This is a genomic window from Proteus sp. STS61-E, from assembly GCF_040932335.1.
In the GTDB taxonomy this organism is placed as follows: domain Bacteria; phylum Pseudomonadota; class Gammaproteobacteria; order Enterobacterales; family Enterobacteriaceae; genus Proteus; species Proteus mirabilis_B.
In genome coordinates this window covers 236136-252693 of the sequence record NZ_JBFQGE010000007.1, presented here as the reverse complement: position 1 = coordinate 252693, position 16558 = coordinate 236136, and the positions used below count along the sequence as shown (strand labels likewise).

Below are 16558 nucleotides of genomic sequence, written 5' to 3'. Positions count from 1 at the left end.
TAACAGGGCTATTGATATACTTTTTGTGTAAACCCCATCCTCGCTGATGGGGTTTTTAGTTGATACTACCCTTTTACAAATTCCGCAATAGCCGCTTTTAATGCCACCATTCCTTCTTGTAGCTCTTCTTGGGTAATAATTAACGACGGTGTAAAACGCATCACATCAGCTCCTGCATTTAACATCATTAAGCCATGTTTAGCAGCAAGACCGAGTAACTCTTTGGCTTTACCTTTATATTGTGGCGCTAATTGCGCACCAATCAATAAACCTTGTCCACGGATTTGCGAAAAGACCTGATACGTTTGATTGATTGACGCCAGCTCATCTACAATCCATTGATAGCGCTTTTCTACACCCTCAAGTACCTCTGGTGTATTAATTAAATCAAATGCGACATTACCCACTGCACAAGCTAATGGATTGCCACCATAAGTTGTACCATGAGTTCCAACACCCATTGCAGAAGCTATCTCATATGTTGTTAACATCGCACTGAGTGGGAAACCACTTCCCAGCGCTTTGGCGGTTGTAATAATATCTGGTGTCACATCATAGTTCATATAGGCAAAAAGCTTGCCGGTACGCCCCATACCTGTTTGTACTTCATCAAGAACAAGCAGAGCTTGATGCTTATCGCACAACTCACGTAGCCCTCTCATAAACTCAGGCGTTGCTGCTGTTACACCACCTTCACCTTGAACTGGCTCTAAAACAACGGCACAAGTGTGGTCATCCATTACCGCTTTAACGGCATCTAAGTCATTAAACGGAACATGCACGATATCGGCAGGCTTAGGACCAAAACCATCCGCATATTTAGGTTGTCCACCAACAGATACTGTAAACAGCGTTCTGCCATGAAATGCATTGTGAAAGGCAATAATTTTTGTTTTATAAGGGCTATGGCGAGTAATGGCATAATGGCGAGCCAATTTAAATGCGGCTTCATTTGCTTCTGCGCCAGAATTGGCAAAAAAGACACGTTCTGCAAATGTATTATCTATTAATTTTTGTGCTAAACGTAATGCAGGTTCATTCGTGAAAATATTACTGACGTGCCAAAGTTGCTCACTTTGTTCTTTTAAGGCTTGATTTAGAGCAGGATGGGCATGCCCTAGTGCTAAAACCGCAATACCACCAGCAAAATCGATATACGATTTTCCTTGCTGATCCCAAACACGGCTACCCATCCCTTTAACAGGAATAAATTCTGCGGGTGAATAAATTGGCAACATTACTTGATCGTAAGTTGCCCTGTTGATGCTTTGCTTTGTCATTACCCCACCTGATCGTTATTCATATTCAATATGAAAATATAATCACTAAATATGAATAAAAAATCAAATGTGGTTTTGTATAAAAAGGTGTTATTTCGCTATTTAAATGCTATCCATTTAATATTTAAGGAAATTATTTAATAGCTCATGTCCTTGTTCACTTAAAATACTTTCTGGGTGAAATTGAACCCCTTCAATTGGAAGTGTACGATGGCGAATTCCCATAATTTCATCAACATTTCCATCATGTTGGCTCCATGCCGTCACTTCAAAAGGTACTGGTAATGTTGTCGCATCAATCACTAAAGAGTGGTAACGCGTCACACTTAAAGGTCGATTAAGTCCCTTAAAAACACCTTGTTGATTATGATGTATTAATGAATTTTTACCATGCATCACTTCTCGTGCTCTGATAACCGATGCACCAAAAGCTTGCCCTATTGCTTGATGTCCAAGACAAACTCCAAGAATAGGAATTTCACCGGCAAACCGCTGTATAGCCTCAAGAGAGATCCCGGCTTCATCAGGAGTACAAGGTCCTGGCGAGATAACAAGATGTGCTGGCATCATCTTTTCTATCTCTTTAAGTCCGATCTCATCGTTACGCTTAACAACAACCTCAGCACCCAATTCACAGAAATACTGATAGAGGTTGTAGGTAAACGAGTCGTAATTATCAATAAGTAACAGCATATTAGCCTATCCGACTGATTTTCTTATCATTATCTATTTTATTACTATTTTAAAGCGAGTGTAGATTTGCCAAAATAGCTCGTTGTTTAACCGACTTGGGTACAACAAAGCCGATTATCATAGCACAGGTATAAAATATGAATAGTAAGCAAGAAAACCTGCTGATTTATTGCGCAATAACAAGAATGACGGTAATTGATGATGAATAGAGTGATTAATAGCGTAGTGAATACTTATTGCAGGAGATCACACGAAAAAAGGAAGGATAAAAAATATTTTTTTCGTACCAAAAACCCCGGAATGAAAACATTCATTCCGGTTTATATGCATTTTATCTTATCAGAATAAGTAAATATCCTATCCTAATAATGCGTTTATTGTTTTACGACTTCCGCAGATAAAATAGTGACCGTTTTTACAGGCACATTTTGGTAAGGTCCAATATTACGAGTTGGAGTTTGTGAAATTTTATCAACTACATCCATTCCTTTCACAACTTTACCAAATACGGCATAGCCAAAATCACGTTGGCCGTGATCTAAAAATGCATTATCAGCCACATTAATAAAGAACTGGCTGGTTGCGCTGTCTTTATCTGACGTGCGCGCCATGGCAATAGAACCTTTTACATTGCGTAAACCATTGTCGGCTTCATTTTTAATTGGCGCTCTGGTTTGTTTCTGCTGTAAATCAGCAGTAAAACCACCGCCTTGAACCATAAAACCTGGAATAACACGATGAAAAGTGGTGCCGTTATAGTATCCATCTTCGACATACTGAATAAAATTTTTCGTTGTAATTGGGGCTTTTTTATTATCCAGTGATATTTCAATATTGCCTTCAGAGGTGACTAATTTAACGAAGGTTTCTCCCGTTGCCATTGCAAAAGTCGCTGTTGTTAAAGTGCAAGCGGTAACGAAGGTGACAAGAAAACGTTTTAACATGCAGGGATCCTTTACTTTAATAGTCTACAACTTACTTAATATGCAGCGATTCTAATTCGCTGAGGTAAATAGTGCCAATCATTTACCTTTATTTACGCTCAATAAGTCTAATTACGTTATAACAGGGTAAATTTTAATTTTTAAGCACTGTTATAAGTCATTAAATTGCGCCAAAATAGAGCAAATAAATATTTTAGATATTCATTTTCATGCAAAATTGAAATGAGTATGCATGAAAAGCCGCATTATTTCAGAGAGGTTTATACCATAATGGCCCAATTTAACTACCAAAAAGCACATTTCATCATCAGTGCGCCTGATATCCGTCATTTACCACTAGATACAGGAATTGAAATTGCCTTTGCGGGTCGCTCTAATGCCGGTAAATCCAGTGCTTTAAATGCGTTAACCCAACAAAATGGATTAGCCCGAACCAGTAAAACGCCAGGCCGTACTCAATTAATCAACCTTTTCCAAATTGAAGAAGGTTTACGCTTAGTCGATTTACCCGGCTACGGCTATGCTCAAGTTCCTGAAGAAATGAAACGTAAGTGGCAACGCTCTTTAGGTGAATACCTACAAAAAAGAGAGTGCCTAAAAGGTGTCGTTATTTTAATGGATATTCGTCATCCATTAAAAGATCTCGATATGCAAATGATTGACTGGGCTGTGGGCTCAGAGCTTCCTACTCTGGTTTTACTGACTAAAGCAGATAAACTCGCATCAGGTGCGCGTAAAAAGCAGCTAATGAGCGTACGTGAAGAGCTGGCAAATAAAGTAGGCGATATCCGCGTAGAATATTTTTCATCATTGAAAAAAATTGGCATTGATAAGCTACGTAACACACTTAATGAATGGTTTTCAGGTTCAGAAGAGCAGCCTACAAATGATGATAACGCTTAATTATCTTCTTTTTCCTCAACGATAGCGTTCTGATCTTCTATTGATAAAAGGGAAATCACTTTTCCCTTTCACTTCTCGCACAAACCACTCCAGTGAATTTTAGGCAAAAAAATGCCCCAGTCGAAATAAAGTCGACTGGGGCAGCTAATATTCAGCTAAATCCGATTACGTGAAGTAAAAGGTCTGAAAGATAGAACATCTTACCTCTGTACCCTACGAGAGATAATGTACTCTATTTTATTGGTTAATAAAAGCCCTTTTGTAATTTTTTTTCACATGCAGACACGATTCAGCAATGTATTTATGTATTCAAACCATAAATAAATGTAGTTTAATTACATAATTATGAGACTTTAATCACTTGTGTGAATATGATTAAAAATAGAACAAATCACACAAAAGGTGCGGTTTATCCTTAATGATTTTGTGATACGCTTATCGCGAGACCGTAGTAAATATGTAATTAGCGATAAAATGAGGTATCCATGGCTGTATTAACGCTCCTGCGTTTTCCAGATGAGCGTCTGCGTAGAGTCGCAGTACCAGTGGAAAAAGTAGATGACGAAATACGCACATTAATCGATGACATGATTGAAACCATGTATGCAGAACGAGGTATTGGCTTAGCGGCACCTCAGGTTAATGTATCTAAACGCATTGTTGTAATTGATGTTTCTGAAAACCGAGATCAACCGATTGCACTTATCAATCCTGAAATTATCAGCACTGAAGATGAAGTGATGGATATGATGGATGGGTGTCTATCTATTCCAGATTCTTTTGCCCCAACAGAGCGTTACCGCTTCTTAAAGGTTAAGGCATTGGATAGAAATGGTGATGAAATTGAACTTGAAGCCTCTGATTTGTTTGCAGGCTGCATTCAGCATGAGTTAGACCATCTTGATGGCAAACTCTTTATTGACCATTTATCTCCGTTAAAACGTCAACGTATTGAGAAAAAACAGAAGAAATTGAGCAAACTGATCGACTCACAAGTTGCTTAATTATTCACTTATCTCTTTTTCACATTTTGATAAGTTTTGACATAAAAAAGCTCGGTAATTAACCGAGCTTTTCTTTTTTCAGGCCTAATACAGATAAATTCTCACTGTTTTTCTCTCCATCCCTTATACAATAGATTTAAAATCTCATCAGTAAATCACTTGAGGAACAAATGGAAAATAGTCGATTTAAGGATTTATGTGAACAACTCAAAGCCGCCGGTGCAACAAACCCAAAATCATGGGCAAATAGTGAATTACAAGAAAACATTCCACAATTTGCACGCTTCCTTGTGTTAAAAGGACTCACCGATATCTATCGTGATGTTGAGGGAAATCTCAGTGAAATAGAGAGTTACTCTGATGAAGCAACCGAAGCACACCAAAAGCTAGCTTCCCAATTTGATGAGCAAGAACTTAAGGAATTGCTGCATTTCTATGGTAAATCAATCATTGGTAAAGTGATTGATATGCTTGATCAAGGCTATCTTTATGACGTGAATGACAATGTAGGTTGGTCTTTGATGGAACTCGATAACAAAGGCACAACAACGGATAGATTAATCCAAGGTTTGCACGAAGACTTTCTTGAATTCGAAGAATCAGAGCTTGATCTAAACACCAAAGCATAAACAAAAAAGGGCACAATCCTGTGCCCTTTTCTAGTTAAGAATAATACTTAAAATCTAGTGTGCTTCATCCCAATTATTACCTACACCCACTTCAACTTTTAATGGAATAGCTAATTCCATACTGCTTTCCATTAATTTGTGGATCATGATATTTGCGTTCTCTAAATAAGACTCTCGCACTTCAAATACTAATTCATCGTGTACTTGCATAATCATATGCACATCATCAGGGCATTCATTGCAAATCCAGTTGTCCACAGCAATCATCGCTTTTTTGATGATATCAGCAGCAGTACCCTGCATTGGGGCATTGATTGCCTCACGCTCTGAAGCTTTACGACGAATTGCATTCTTTGAATTTATTTCTGGTAAATAGAGACGACGACCATCTAACGTTTCAACATAGCCTTGTTCAGAAGCTTGTTTACGTGTGCGCTCCATATAGTCCAAGACACCAGGGTAACGTTCAAAATAGAGATCCATATAACGCTGAGCTTCTCTTCTCTCAACACCAATCTGTTGTGATAAGCCAAATGCACTCATGCCATAAATAAGACCAAAGTTGATCGCTTTCGCACTACGACGTTGTTCAGAGGTCACTTCCTCTAAAGGTATGCCAAATACTTCAGATGCGGTTGCACGGTGAATATCTTTACCTTGCGCAAAGGCATCTAACAAACCTTTATCTTGCGATAAATGCGCCATGATCCGCAATTCGATTTGTGAATAGTCGGCAGCAACAATTTTAAAACCTTCACGCGCAATAAATGCTTGGCGAATTCGACGTCCTTCTTCATTTCTCACTGGGATATTTTGAAGATTCGGATCGCGAGAAGATAAACGACCCGTTGCCGTCACCGCTTGATGATATGAAGTATGTACACGCTTCGTCTTACTATTCACCATTAATGGCAATTTATCAGTATAGGTTGATTTTAGTTTTGCAAGACCACGATGCTCTAAAATTAAGCGAGGTAATTCATGGCTATGCGCTAACTCTTCCAATACTTCTTCATTGGTGGATGGTGCCCCTTTCGGGGTTTTCTTGATAACTGGCAATTGCAGTTTATCAAATAAGATTTCTTGTAACTGTTTAGGTGAAGAGAGATTAAACTCTTGTCCCGCTAACGCAAATGTCTCTTTTTCAATTTCAGCTAAACGTTGTGTGATCTCTTGAGATTGAGCAGCTAACACTTGAGCATCAATTAATACCCCTTTGCGTTCCATTCTAGAAAGCACAGGAACTAATGGCATTTCGATATCGCGGTAAACATGTTTAAGAGGCTCGATGGCTTCTATTTGAGGATACAACGCTTGATGAAGTAATAAAGTGATATCCGCATCTTCAGCAGCATATAACGTTGCTTGCTCAACCTCGATTTGGTTAAAAGTCAGTTGGCCTTTACCTTTACCCGCTATCTCTTCAAATGTTGTGGTTTTATGGTTTAAATGTTTTTCAGCCAACGTATCCATATCATGTCGATTACTTACGCTATTTAATACGTAAGATTCCAACATTGTATCAAAATGAATACCGTTTAATTCGATACCTTCATTTTCCATAATACCGCGGTCAAACTTCAAGTTTTGCCCAATTTTTAGAATATTTTTATCTTCTAAAATAGGTTTTAATGCCGCTAGTACATCATTAACTGGAAGCTGGTCTGGAGCATCTAAATACTCATGACGCAGTGGAATATAAGCGGCTTTACCCGGCTCAATAGCAAATGACAATCCGACTAAGCGAGCATCAATATTATTTAAGCTGTCAGTTTCTGTATCGAATGCAAATGCCGATGCCTTTTTGAGAAGCTCAACCCATCGCGCTAAGCTCTCGTGCGTTAAGACAGCTTCATAATTCTCTTGTGTAATAACAGGGAAATTAGTTGACGCAGGTACTTCTTTGGGTTTTACAGTTTCTGAGGTGTAAGGCACTGCGACTTTGTGTGTACTACGTTGTGCTAACCAGCCACCATTTTGAAGATCACTTATCCAGCGTTTAAATTCATAACGCGTGAACATATCTAATAGTTGATCTAAATTTGGCTCATTAACCACTAAATCATCAAACGTTTTATCGAGTTCAACATCCGTTTTAATCGTTGCCAGCTTATAAGAAAGTTTTGCCACTTTCTCATGCTCCGCCATTTTTGCGCCAAGTGTTTTGGCACCACGGAAACTCAAGGTTGCGATATTATCAAGCTGTTGATAGATATCATCTAAACTACCAAGCCCCTGTAAAAGGCCTAATGCGGTTTTCTCACCCACACCCGGAACACCAGGAATGTTATCTGATGAATCACCCATTAATGCGAGGAAATCAATAATCAATTCAGGAGGAACACCATATTTTTCTTTAACTTCATCGGGGCCTAAAATAACGTTAGTCATGGTGTTAATAAGCGTGATCTTTGGCGTCACTAATTGCGCCATGTCTTTATCACCAGTACTTATTAAAACATCACGTCCATCCGCCGCCGCTTTTAGTGCCAATGTTCCAATAACGTCATCCGCTTCCACGCCTGAAATAGATAACAAGGGTAAACCCATTGCTTGCACCATCTCATGTAAAGGCGCTATCTGCTCACGTAAATCATCCGGCATTGGAGGACGATTAGATTTATATTCCTCATACAACTCATCACGGAATGTTTTACCTTTAGCGTCAAACACAACCGCAACATGGCTTGGTTTATACTGTATTATCAGGCTACGTAACATGTTCAACACACCATACATCGCACCAGTTGGCTCACCTTGGCTATTGGTTAGCGGTGGAAATGCATGATAGGCGCGGTAAAGATATGAGGAGCCATCTACAAGGATAAAGGGGTTTTCTGCTATCTGGACCATAATCTGTTCATCATTGTTCTGAGGTTCGTTGATATGACTAGAATGCCACATCACAGCCCAATAGACGAATATTACCTGTTCTTAAATGCAGAAATTCAGCTTAAATACTCAATTATTTATTATTAACCGAACTTAACAGAAAAAATAAGTATGAAAGATAAATTAATATTAATTAAAGTACTTTTTTATCAGAAACTACTCCCATTAATCTGATCCTAATTAGAAATAAAGACTAAAAAGCAAACTGACTACTTTATTTAGAGAGTATTTAAGATAAAGCCATTGACTCATCATTAATATTAACGGTCATATTAGTGTCATCTTTTCCTACTAAGGCTTTATTTTTTAACCAGCATAAAAATAACCTGTGGATAACTCTGTGAGTAGTTTTGTAACTCTCTCTATATTAATAAGTTAGGCTTCTTTTCAATTTATTAACACAATTAAAAAATCAATCACTTAGAGAATTCATTAAGATATTATAAATTAATCGTAGTATTTTTTATTAATGTGGATATTTATATTATGACAAAAATATGAAAGTAAAAAAATAGCACTCTTATTTCTTGAGTGCTATTTTTCATATAAAAATCTATATACTTTTACTTAGTCCATATAGGAAAAGATTAAGCCTATATTATTTTTTCAGCAATAATTGATTCACAATCTCGGAATATGTTTTTGCATACTCTTCTGGTGATTTTGCGCTGATACCATCATTTTTCATTTTATATTTACCGCCAATTATCATGGCTGGAACACCATTGATTTGAAAATCAGCGACAGCATTTTGTTGTTGGCTAACTAAAGAATTCACCACAAAACTATTCATTGCAGCATCATAATCTTCGCCTTTTACGCCAGCGTTAATAAAGGCATTACGGATATCATCAACAGAACGGATAGATTGAGTCTCTTGAATTCCTTTAAATAAAACTGGAGAAACTTGATCTTCAACACCTAATGCCATTGCCACAGCCCAAGAACGCGTTAAATCTTTACCTAAAGGTCCTAAAAAATCAACGTGATAGCGGACAATATTGGTATTTTCTGGCGCATTCTTTTCTACAGTGCTATTAACTTTATACACTTCAGAGAACTGATAGCAGTGTGGGCAATAAAAAGAGAAAAACTCAACAACATCAGGCGCCGAAGCAACAGGTTTAGAAAGGTTAGTGTACTGTTTTCCTTCAGAAATATCGGCAGCAGAAACACTGAATGCCAATACCATACTTGCTAACGCCAGCCAAATCTTTTTCATTTCTCATCGTCTCCTAAGAATTAATACATTGGACTAAGTTGTAAAGGAGGCTCATTTAATTGCTCCACTTGTCCCTTGAATAAGGCTAATTGTTTAAACCAAAAATCTTGCTCTTTAAACCAAACAAAAGCGCGTGGGAAAGCAGGATCATTCCAGCGTTTTAATACCCATGCGAGGTAATGCACCATTCTCATCGCTCTTAGTGGTTCAATTAATGACAATTCACGTAAATCAAAATCTTGGTATTCATAATAAGACTCAAGGATCGTATCTAATTGCATAACCTGCTCTTGCCGTGAGCCGTTTAATAACATCCAAAAGTCTTGTACCGCAGGTCCCATTCGGGAATCATCAAAATCAACCATTACAACTTCATCACGCCACAATATATTACCGGGATGGCAATCACCATGTAGCCGTAATATTTGCCATGCAGAGTCCTCAATTCTAGGACGCACATCATGAATAAGTTTATCTATAACCTCTATAAATTGGGGTTTGAGGTTATTAGGAATTAACGCACTACTTTCAAATTCTAATTTTGGCGCTATCAGATATTCTGCAATAGAAACTGTCGGTCGATACTCATAACTCTTTTTTCTACCTATTTGATGAATGCGCCCTAATGTGCGTCCTACTTCTTCTAGTTGAAATAAATTATCAGTTTCATATGCTCTTCCCCCTATGCTGGGGAATATTGCAAAATAAAAGCCATCATCAGAAAGATGAATTGTCTCACTATTAATCATTAAAGGGGCAGCAACGGATACCTCAGCCTCTTTTAATGCTAAAACAAATTCATGTTCTTCTTTTATTTGTTCATACGACCAGCGTTGAGGGCGATAAAATTTCACCACATAACGTTGTCGATGTTCATCCATAAATTGAAAAACACGATTTTCATAGCTATTTAATTCCGTTAACCCTGATTCAGGATAAAAACCGATTTTAACTAACGCGTCCCAAATGTTATCAGGTGAAAGTCCCTGAAAATTAAATGAGGCAGACATTTCCATTTTCTATCCTGAATTTAATCTTTAATCACGCCACGAGCACGTAAAATGGCGGTTTTAAAATCTTCTTCGTAATCTTTTTTCAGTCCTGGTATCACATCTGTTGGTGCTGAACCACGCATTTTCAGATGGTAAATCAAAATATCATCAGTCAGATCAGATAATTGACCTTTAAAACCCGCTTCATCAGCCAGTTTCTGCAATAATTGAACTAAGTTTAAATCAGAATTCTCTTCCCAAACTGGGTGCAGTAATTCCATAACTTCATTAAGACGGTGACATTTCATACAAAAAATCCTTATTATTAATTACAACAACAAAGTACCAATTATTATCCGATAGAAAAAGGAAACCTCTGTCAATATGCGTAAAGATTACGCTTTTTTGATAAAAATTGCTGTCGCTTTACATGAAATCTCATTAAGTCGATATTTTTTATTAGTATATCGTCTTTACTTGATAAAAATCGTTCGGAAATTTTAGCCAATTTATTCACAAATATTGAATATGAAAATGAAGAATATTACAGGTGGTATACTTGCGGGTGGCCAAGCAACACGAATGGGAGGTGCTGATAAAGGGCTTCAAATTCTACATGGACAGCCTTTATACCACCATATAGCCCAAAAACTAGCACCTCAAGTTGATAGCATACTGATTAGTGCTAACCGAAATTTAGAACAATATCGCCAAAGCCAATATCCCGTGATTACCGATGAAATAGAGGGATTTTCAGGGCCTTTAGCTGGCATGCTTACGTTATTAAAGCAAGCATCAACACCTTGGGTTGCCTTTGTACCTTGTGATGTCCCCTATTTTCCTCTTGATTTAGTTGAAAAACTCTATGAACAAAGAGGAGAGGCATTAGCCGTTTATGTTGATGATGGTGAAAGAGAGCATCCTACCTTAGCACTGTTAAATCGCCGTATTATTCCTATGCTAGAAGCTTATTTAGCACAAGGAGATCGAAAATTAATGTTGTTTATGAAGCAGATAAATGCGCACCCTGTTTTGTTCGCAGATCAAGCAAATGCTTTTATTAATTTAAATACCCCTGACGATATTGAAAAAGCCAACAAATTAAAAAAATAGGAATGAAAATATGGCACAAGTAGATTTACCCCTTTTAGGGATCACGGCGTGGAGTGGAACAGGTAAAACGACACTGCTAAAACAGCTTATTCCACAATTACGCAAAAGAGAAATTCGTGTAGGCATGATCAAACACACTCATCATGATATGGATGTGGATAAACCCGGAAAAGATAGCTACGAACTTAGAAAAGCAGGAGCAGACCAGACTTTAGTCGCAAGCCAACAACGTTGGGCATTAATGACTGAAACGCCAGAACTCCCAGAATTAGATTTGTATTACCTCGCATCTCGCTTTGATGCGAGTAAGCTGGATTTAATCTTAGTGGAAGGATTTAAAGGCGAGACCATTCCTAAAATTGCCCTTTATCGCCATATCAACGAACGTGATTTTAATGATTTACTTGATGAGCATGTTATTGCCGTCGCCAGTGATTGTGATTTAAGCGTCAATTTTCCATTACTCGATATCAACGCACCCGAGGCTATCGCAGAATTTATTGTAGATTGGCTGAAAAATAGTAAATGATCGTTGTGGGCTATAAAATTAGCCCACATTAAATAACAGTTTCTTAAATATCATTCTAATAATTCTAAATCAAACTCTTCACTGATTGTTTTAATGATAGTCACCACCGTTTCTGCAAAACTATCTTCTCCAAAATCTCTCAGCATTAGCCAAATATTATCATCAGCGTTCCAATTCTGTGGAATATTAAGGCTCTCTTCTGAATATGCACTCCAAGGGTAGGTTTCATTTTTATATTCCGTTGCTATATAAAAATTAGGAAATATTCTTTCAATCTCATTCCCAATTTCTTTATGATTTTTATATTTATCTCTTTTTGGCGCTTCATCTTTCCTTTCAAAGCCCCAGAAGAAATCTCTTAAATTTGAGCTCTCAAATTGGAATGTCAAAGAATAAAGACAGTCATCGTTAAAATCGACATAAAATCCAGTATATTTTTTCCCTTTTCTAAAGCTTTCCTCATCAAAATAAAACTCTATAGAGAGCTCTTCCGTCTTATTTATAATATGAGTTATAAACTCATTCATTATTGACAATTTAATATTTTCAATACTTTTAGAAATTAAAAGAGCAGAGCTAATTGCATCATTATCTTCTAATATTTTTTCTACTATTTCGTCTTGCAATTCCATATTTAGCTCGTAATTAATCTCTGAGTTAATAAATTTTATAATAGATTCAATAAACATTTTTACCTGAATTGACTCTATTTTATAGGTACACTCTTCTAGCCATTTAATAATTTCATAATAAGTAATATGATGAACATTATCTTTTATCTCTTTATCTGCATCGTTAGATAAAGAATACTCACTATATTCGGTGTTACTTAAATAAAATAAGATCCATTTTTTTCGACTTCTTCCTGCTCTTTTTTTCAACCAGCAGCCATAATCATATAACTGGTTTTCTTCATCTTCAGCCCATGGTTTATTTTCAATACCAATCAATAAATCAGATGTTTCAACGAAAATATCTAAACGTCGATAGCTATCATCTTGCTCAACTGCTTGTTCAAGGCAAACCGATTTTACAGACTGATATTTATTATTTTTAATAAAATGTTGATAAAAATTTCGAGTAAATAATTTACCTTGAGCATGCGTTTCCGTTGGATCAAGAAGAAATGCTAAGCATTTTGAAATTGTGTTTTCATTTATCTTGAATAGAGATAAAGGTGAAAAATCTGGACTTAGCTTTTTATAGTAGCGCTTTTTCGCTTTGTCATAAGATTTTCGTTCTGTCGTAATACGCTGGATTACTTTATGAACAATAACTGGGGAAATATCCATTTTTTTTCTAGTAATAAAAATAAGGTAATTTAGTTTATGTCTAATATTAATTTCTAATTTAAACAATATCACCAATAAAATGTAGCTAATGGAGAGATTAATAAAAATAGGTTCCAATAAAAATCAGAACCTATCTATTAAAGCAGTTATTTTTATTTCAAAATAATTGCTTGATAAGGCTGAAGAATAAGGTTGCCTTGAGCATCTTCCACTATTGGGCTGTTATGCAAATAAATATCTTTAGCTTTAATAGTTAGTGCTTTTTCTTCGCCACTAAAATTACAGTAAATATTGACTGAGTTGCCTTTATGAGTACGCTTAAAAGCAATTACATTTTCTGGTGAATCTAATGGTAAAAACTCACCGTAAATCAAAATATCACTGATCTCTGAATGTCGTCTTAATGCAATTAATTGTTGGTAATAAGCGAAAAGAGAGTGCTTATCTTGCGTTTCTTGCTGTGCATTAATATCCACGTAGTTGGGGTTAACTTTTAACCAAGGTTTACCTGTACTAAAGCCCCCATTTATTTCACTATTCCATTGGAAAGGTGTTCTTGAATTATCACGACTACGACCATTAAAGTATTCAACAATTTGCTTGTCGCTATAACCTAATTTATTGCCCCATTTATGCAATTTAAAAACATGTAAATCATCATGTTCCTCTAATGTCATCGGACAATTTGTCATACCAATTTCTTGCCCTTGATAAATAAAAGGCGTTCCTCGTTGAGTTAACAAAAATGTCGCTAACATTTTGGCACTAATCGGATTAATGCCTCCTTTAGGGAGAAATTTATTTAATGAACGCGGTTGATCGTGATTTTCTAAATAAGGTGCGCCCCAACCTACTCGTTGAGTATCTAATTGGCTTTTAATAAAGACCGGTTTTAATCTTTCACCTGTAATAGGGTTAATAGTGAATGGCTTTTCATTACGGATATCTAAATCAGCAATACTAAAATCAAAGACCATCGAGAAATAACCATTCTCACCAACATAAGCACATAAATCTTTTTCAGGCACGTCAATTTCTGCAACTGTCATACTATTTGCAGGCTTAAAAGTATTCTCAACTAATTCAGTTAAAAACTTATCAATACCTGGTTGATTTAAAACCCAAGGCACTAAAGATGCAGAACCATCATCTTTATCAGGTTCAAATTGATATTCAGATAAAGCTTCAGGAGATTTTTTTAAATTACCAATCGCATCAATACGAAATCCAGCAACTCCTTTTTTGATCCAGACATTAATCATATTGATAATGTCTTTACGTAATTGTGGATTTTCCCAATTTAAGTCCGGCTGTTCAGGACCAAATGAATTGAAGTACCAACGATTAGTTTTTCCAACACGACTCCAAACAGAGCAGTCAAAATAAGTGCGTAAATTATTAGGGGGGGTCGGTTTATCCCATTGTTTAAAAATATAATAATCGGCATATGGGCTATTAGGATCTTCAATTGCCGCTTTAAACCACGGATGCTCATCAGAAGAGTGATTTAATACTAAATCTAACAGTATTTTAATATCTCGTTTTTTAGCTTCGCTAATAAGCTTATCTAACGCGTTATTATCCCCAAAGATAGGATCGACAACAGAATAATCTGCAATATCATAACCATTGTCTTTCATTGGCGATTTAAAAATGGGACATAACCAAATAACATTTGTACCGAGTGACTGAATATAATCTAATTTCTCTGTGATCCCTGCTAAATCCCCAACACCATCCCCGTTACTATCATAATAACTCTTGGGATAAATTTGATAGACCACCGCTTCTTTCCACCAAGTATTAGACATATTCGCCTCACTAAGGTAATTAGTATATATGGAACAGTTCCATAGTTAATATAAGATACTATAAGCACTAAAAGAGAGGGGAAGGTAATTAACATACTAAAATGTGAAATGGCTCATACTAAAAAAACACAATTACCTCAATAAAGATGGGTTTGTCATAATCATATTAAGATATATTAGGTCATCAACTAATTGAAAGGAGCAACAGCATACTCAATGGCCGGGATCCGTGATGTCGCAAAAAAAGCCAATGTCGCAGCAAGTACTGTCTCTAGAGCATTAAATAACAGTGGTTATGTATCTCAAGCTGCACGAGAAAAAATAAAGAAAGCGGTAGAGGAATTAGATTATATTCCTGATACTTGGCTAAGAAATTTATATCAACAAAAAAGTGCCGTTGTTGGTGTTATTATTAATAGCCTTGAATACCCTTATTTTGCGACAGTAACCCGTTTTATTGAGAATAAGCTCGCTGAAAATGGCTATAGCATGATGTTATGTGCAACACAAAATAGCAAAGTACGCGAACGTATATTTTTTGATATGCTTAAACGCGGTCAGATCGACGGTATTATTGCAGAATATCTGTTATTGGATGATAGTGAATATCAACATATTCAAAGGCCTGTGGTAACACTAGATCGTCATCTTCGTGATATTCCATTAGTCTGCTCTGATCACCATACTGGCGGTCGATTAGCAGCGGAACACCTTATTCAAAAAGGTTGCCAAAAAATCCTCTATATTGAAGATAACTCAAGTTATTTATCATCAACACCTTCATATCAAAGCTGTTTAGCTTTTAAAGAAACGCTTATTCAGGCAGGTATTAAACCTATTCCATGCAAAGTAAATTGGAAAGAAGAGGAGAAAGATTATTTTCACTCTTTTGCCACAAAAATACTTTCTGTGCATTCAGATATTGATGCCATTTTTGCCGCTGATATTCCAGCAATGGCATTATTTAATGAAGCAACAAGACGAAATATTGCCATTCCAGAACAATTAAAAATCGTTGCTTACGATGGAAGCCCTTGGCTAAATCAGACACTGCGCCAATTAACTTGTATTGAACAACCCTTTGAACGATTAGCTGAAAAAAGCGTAGAAGTGATTAGTGCATTAATTGAGAATAAAGAAATAACCGATAACGTCTCTGTTATTCCAGTGAAGTTTATTCAAGGTGAAAGTAGTTAAAGCATATATTATAAAGTCAATTATTCCTTTATTGCCTCTAAGTTATCGAGGCAATAA

General features: G+C 36.5%; 15 protein-coding genes. 6 read left to right on the top strand and 9 right to left on the bottom strand.

Annotation, left to right across the window (positions count from 1 at the left end):
• Positions 1–65 precede the first annotated feature (65 nt).
• The 3 genes from AB4J89_RS16250 to ppiA all read right to left on the bottom strand — a co-directional run bounded on the left by AB4J89_RS16250 (position 66) and on the right by ppiA (position 2917).
• Positions 66–1280 carry an aspartate aminotransferase family protein gene (locus AB4J89_RS16250; RefSeq protein ID WP_088494370.1) on the bottom strand — a complete coding sequence of 405 codons (1215 nt, stop codon included), beginning with the start codon at positions 1278–1280 and terminating at the stop codon, positions 66–68.
• A 117-nt stretch (positions 1281–1397) separates the two neighbouring features.
• Positions 1398–1973, bottom strand: a complete 576-nt coding sequence (locus AB4J89_RS16245; RefSeq protein WP_036933913.1) for an aminodeoxychorismate synthase component II — start codon at positions 1971–1973, stop codon at positions 1398–1400.
• Between the two features lie 374 nt (positions 1974–2347).
• Complete coding sequence (ppiA, locus tag AB4J89_RS16240; protein WP_072064793.1) at positions 2348–2917, bottom strand: peptidylprolyl isomerase A; 570 nt, start codon at positions 2915–2917, stop codon at positions 2348–2350.
• A 270-nt stretch (positions 2918–3187) separates the two neighbouring features.
• On the opposite strand from ppiA, the gene yihA reads away from it, so the two are divergent.
• The 3 genes from yihA (at position 3188) to AB4J89_RS16225 (ending at position 5453) form a co-directional block, all read left to right on the top strand.
• The gene (gene yihA / locus AB4J89_RS16235; protein WP_075673327.1) at positions 3188–3820 is read left to right on the top strand and encodes a ribosome biogenesis GTP-binding protein YihA/YsxC; all 633 of its coding nucleotides are present in this window, start codon (positions 3188–3190) and stop codon (positions 3818–3820) included.
• Positions 3821–4305: 485 nt separating this feature from the next.
• Positions 4306–4824, top strand: coding sequence for a peptide deformylase (def, locus tag AB4J89_RS16230; RefSeq protein WP_075673328.1), 519 nt, complete (start codon positions 4306–4308; stop codon positions 4822–4824).
• A 170-nt stretch (positions 4825–4994) separates the two neighbouring features.
• The gene (locus AB4J89_RS16225; RefSeq protein ID WP_088494369.1) at positions 4995–5453 is read left to right on the top strand and encodes a hypothetical protein; all 459 of its coding nucleotides are present in this window, start codon (positions 4995–4997) and stop codon (positions 5451–5453) included.
• A gap of 54 nt (positions 5454–5507) precedes the next feature.
• Here AB4J89_RS16225 and polA read toward each other — a convergent pair whose 3' ends face one another.
• From polA to AB4J89_RS16205, 4 genes are all read right to left on the bottom strand, one after another.
• Positions 5508–8306: a DNA polymerase I gene (gene polA, locus AB4J89_RS16220; protein ID WP_368469938.1), complete on the bottom strand. Its 2799-nt coding sequence runs from the start codon at positions 8304–8306 to the stop codon at positions 5508–5510.
• Positions 8307–8943: 637 nt separating this feature from the next.
• Positions 8944–9567, bottom strand: coding sequence for a thiol:disulfide interchange protein DsbA (gene dsbA, locus AB4J89_RS16215; RefSeq protein ID WP_088494368.1), 624 nt, complete (start codon positions 9565–9567; stop codon positions 8944–8946).
• A gap of 20 nt (positions 9568–9587) precedes the next feature.
• A complete protein-coding gene (locus AB4J89_RS16210) occupies positions 9588–10583 on the bottom strand; it encodes a serine/threonine protein kinase (RefSeq protein WP_270756471.1) in 996 nt (331 codons plus the stop codon).
• A gap of 14 nt (positions 10584–10597) precedes the next feature.
• On the bottom strand, positions 10598–10867 hold the full coding sequence (locus AB4J89_RS16205; protein WP_075673332.1) for a YihD family protein: 270 nt from the start codon (positions 10865–10867) through the stop codon (positions 10598–10600).
• A 220-nt stretch (positions 10868–11087) separates the two neighbouring features.
• Here AB4J89_RS16205 and mobA point away from each other — a divergent pair, with 220 nt between their 5' ends.
• Together mobA and mobB are read left to right on the top strand one after the other, a co-directional pair.
• The gene (mobA, locus tag AB4J89_RS16200) at positions 11088–11672 is read left to right on the top strand and encodes a molybdenum cofactor guanylyltransferase MobA (protein ID WP_088494366.1); all 585 of its coding nucleotides are present in this window, start codon (positions 11088–11090) and stop codon (positions 11670–11672) included.
• A gap of 10 nt (positions 11673–11682) precedes the next feature.
• Positions 11683–12201 (top strand): molybdopterin-guanine dinucleotide biosynthesis protein MobB, encoded by a 519-nt coding sequence (gene mobB / locus AB4J89_RS16195; protein ID WP_311755487.1) that lies wholly within the window; start codon positions 11683–11685, stop codon positions 12199–12201.
• Positions 12202–12251: 50 nt separating this feature from the next.
• On the opposite strand, the gene AB4J89_RS16190 is transcribed toward mobB, so the two are convergent.
• Together AB4J89_RS16190 and AB4J89_RS16185 are read right to left on the bottom strand one after the other, a co-directional pair.
• Complete coding sequence (locus tag AB4J89_RS16190) at positions 12252–13493, bottom strand: PD-(D/E)XK nuclease family protein (RefSeq protein WP_368469935.1); 1242 nt, start codon at positions 13491–13493, stop codon at positions 12252–12254.
• A 152-nt stretch (positions 13494–13645) separates the two neighbouring features.
• The gene (locus tag AB4J89_RS16185; protein ID WP_368469933.1) at positions 13646–15304 is read right to left on the bottom strand and encodes an alpha-glucosidase; all 1659 of its coding nucleotides are present in this window, start codon (positions 15302–15304) and stop codon (positions 13646–13648) included.
• A 216-nt stretch (positions 15305–15520) separates the two neighbouring features.
• Between AB4J89_RS16185 and AB4J89_RS16180 the strand changes: the two genes are divergently transcribed.
• A complete protein-coding gene (locus AB4J89_RS16180) occupies positions 15521–16501 on the top strand; it encodes a LacI family DNA-binding transcriptional regulator (RefSeq protein WP_088494362.1) in 981 nt (326 codons plus the stop codon).
• The last annotated feature ends 57 nt before the right edge of the window (positions 16502–16558 follow it).

Coding starts and splice junctions, on each gene's coding strand:
- AB4J89_RS16210 (WP_270756471.1), bottom strand. CDS start 10,583: ATGGAAATGTCTGCCTCATTTAATTTTCAGGGACTTTCACCTGATAAC.
- mobA (WP_088494366.1), top strand. CDS start 11,088: ATGAAAATGAAGAATATTACAGGTGGTATACTTGCGGGTGGCCAAGCA.
- AB4J89_RS16180 (WP_088494362.1), top strand. CDS start 15,521: ATGGCCGGGATCCGTGATGTCGCAAAAAAAGCCAATGTCGCAGCAAGT.
- def (WP_075673328.1), top strand. CDS start 4,306: ATGGCTGTATTAACGCTCCTGCGTTTTCCAGATGAGCGTCTGCGTAGA.
- polA (WP_368469938.1), bottom strand. CDS start 8,306: ATGGTCCAGATAGCAGAAAACCCCTTTATCCTTGTAGATGGCTCCTCA.
- AB4J89_RS16225 (WP_088494369.1), top strand. CDS start 4,995: ATGGAAAATAGTCGATTTAAGGATTTATGTGAACAACTCAAAGCCGCC.
- yihA (WP_075673327.1), top strand. CDS start 3,188: ATGGCCCAATTTAACTACCAAAAAGCACATTTCATCATCAGTGCGCCT.
- mobB (WP_311755487.1), top strand. CDS start 11,683: ATGGCACAAGTAGATTTACCCCTTTTAGGGATCACGGCGTGGAGTGGA.
- AB4J89_RS16245 (WP_036933913.1), bottom strand. CDS start 1,973: ATGCTGTTACTTATTGATAATTACGACTCGTTTACCTACAACCTCTAT.
- AB4J89_RS16190 (WP_368469935.1), bottom strand. CDS start 13,493: ATGGATATTTCCCCAGTTATTGTTCATAAAGTAATCCAGCGTATTACG.
- ppiA (WP_072064793.1), bottom strand. CDS start 2,917: ATGTTAAAACGTTTTCTTGTCACCTTCGTTACCGCTTGCACTTTAACA.
- AB4J89_RS16185 (WP_368469933.1), bottom strand. CDS start 15,304: ATGTCTAATACTTGGTGGAAAGAAGCGGTGGTCTATCAAATTTATCCC.
- AB4J89_RS16205 (WP_075673332.1), bottom strand. CDS start 10,867: ATGAAATGTCACCGTCTTAATGAAGTTATGGAATTACTGCACCCAGTT.
- AB4J89_RS16250 (WP_088494370.1), bottom strand. CDS start 1,280: ATGACAAAGCAAAGCATCAACAGGGCAACTTACGATCAAGTAATGTTG.
- dsbA (WP_088494368.1), bottom strand. CDS start 9,567: ATGAAAAAGATTTGGCTGGCGTTAGCAAGTATGGTATTGGCATTCAGT.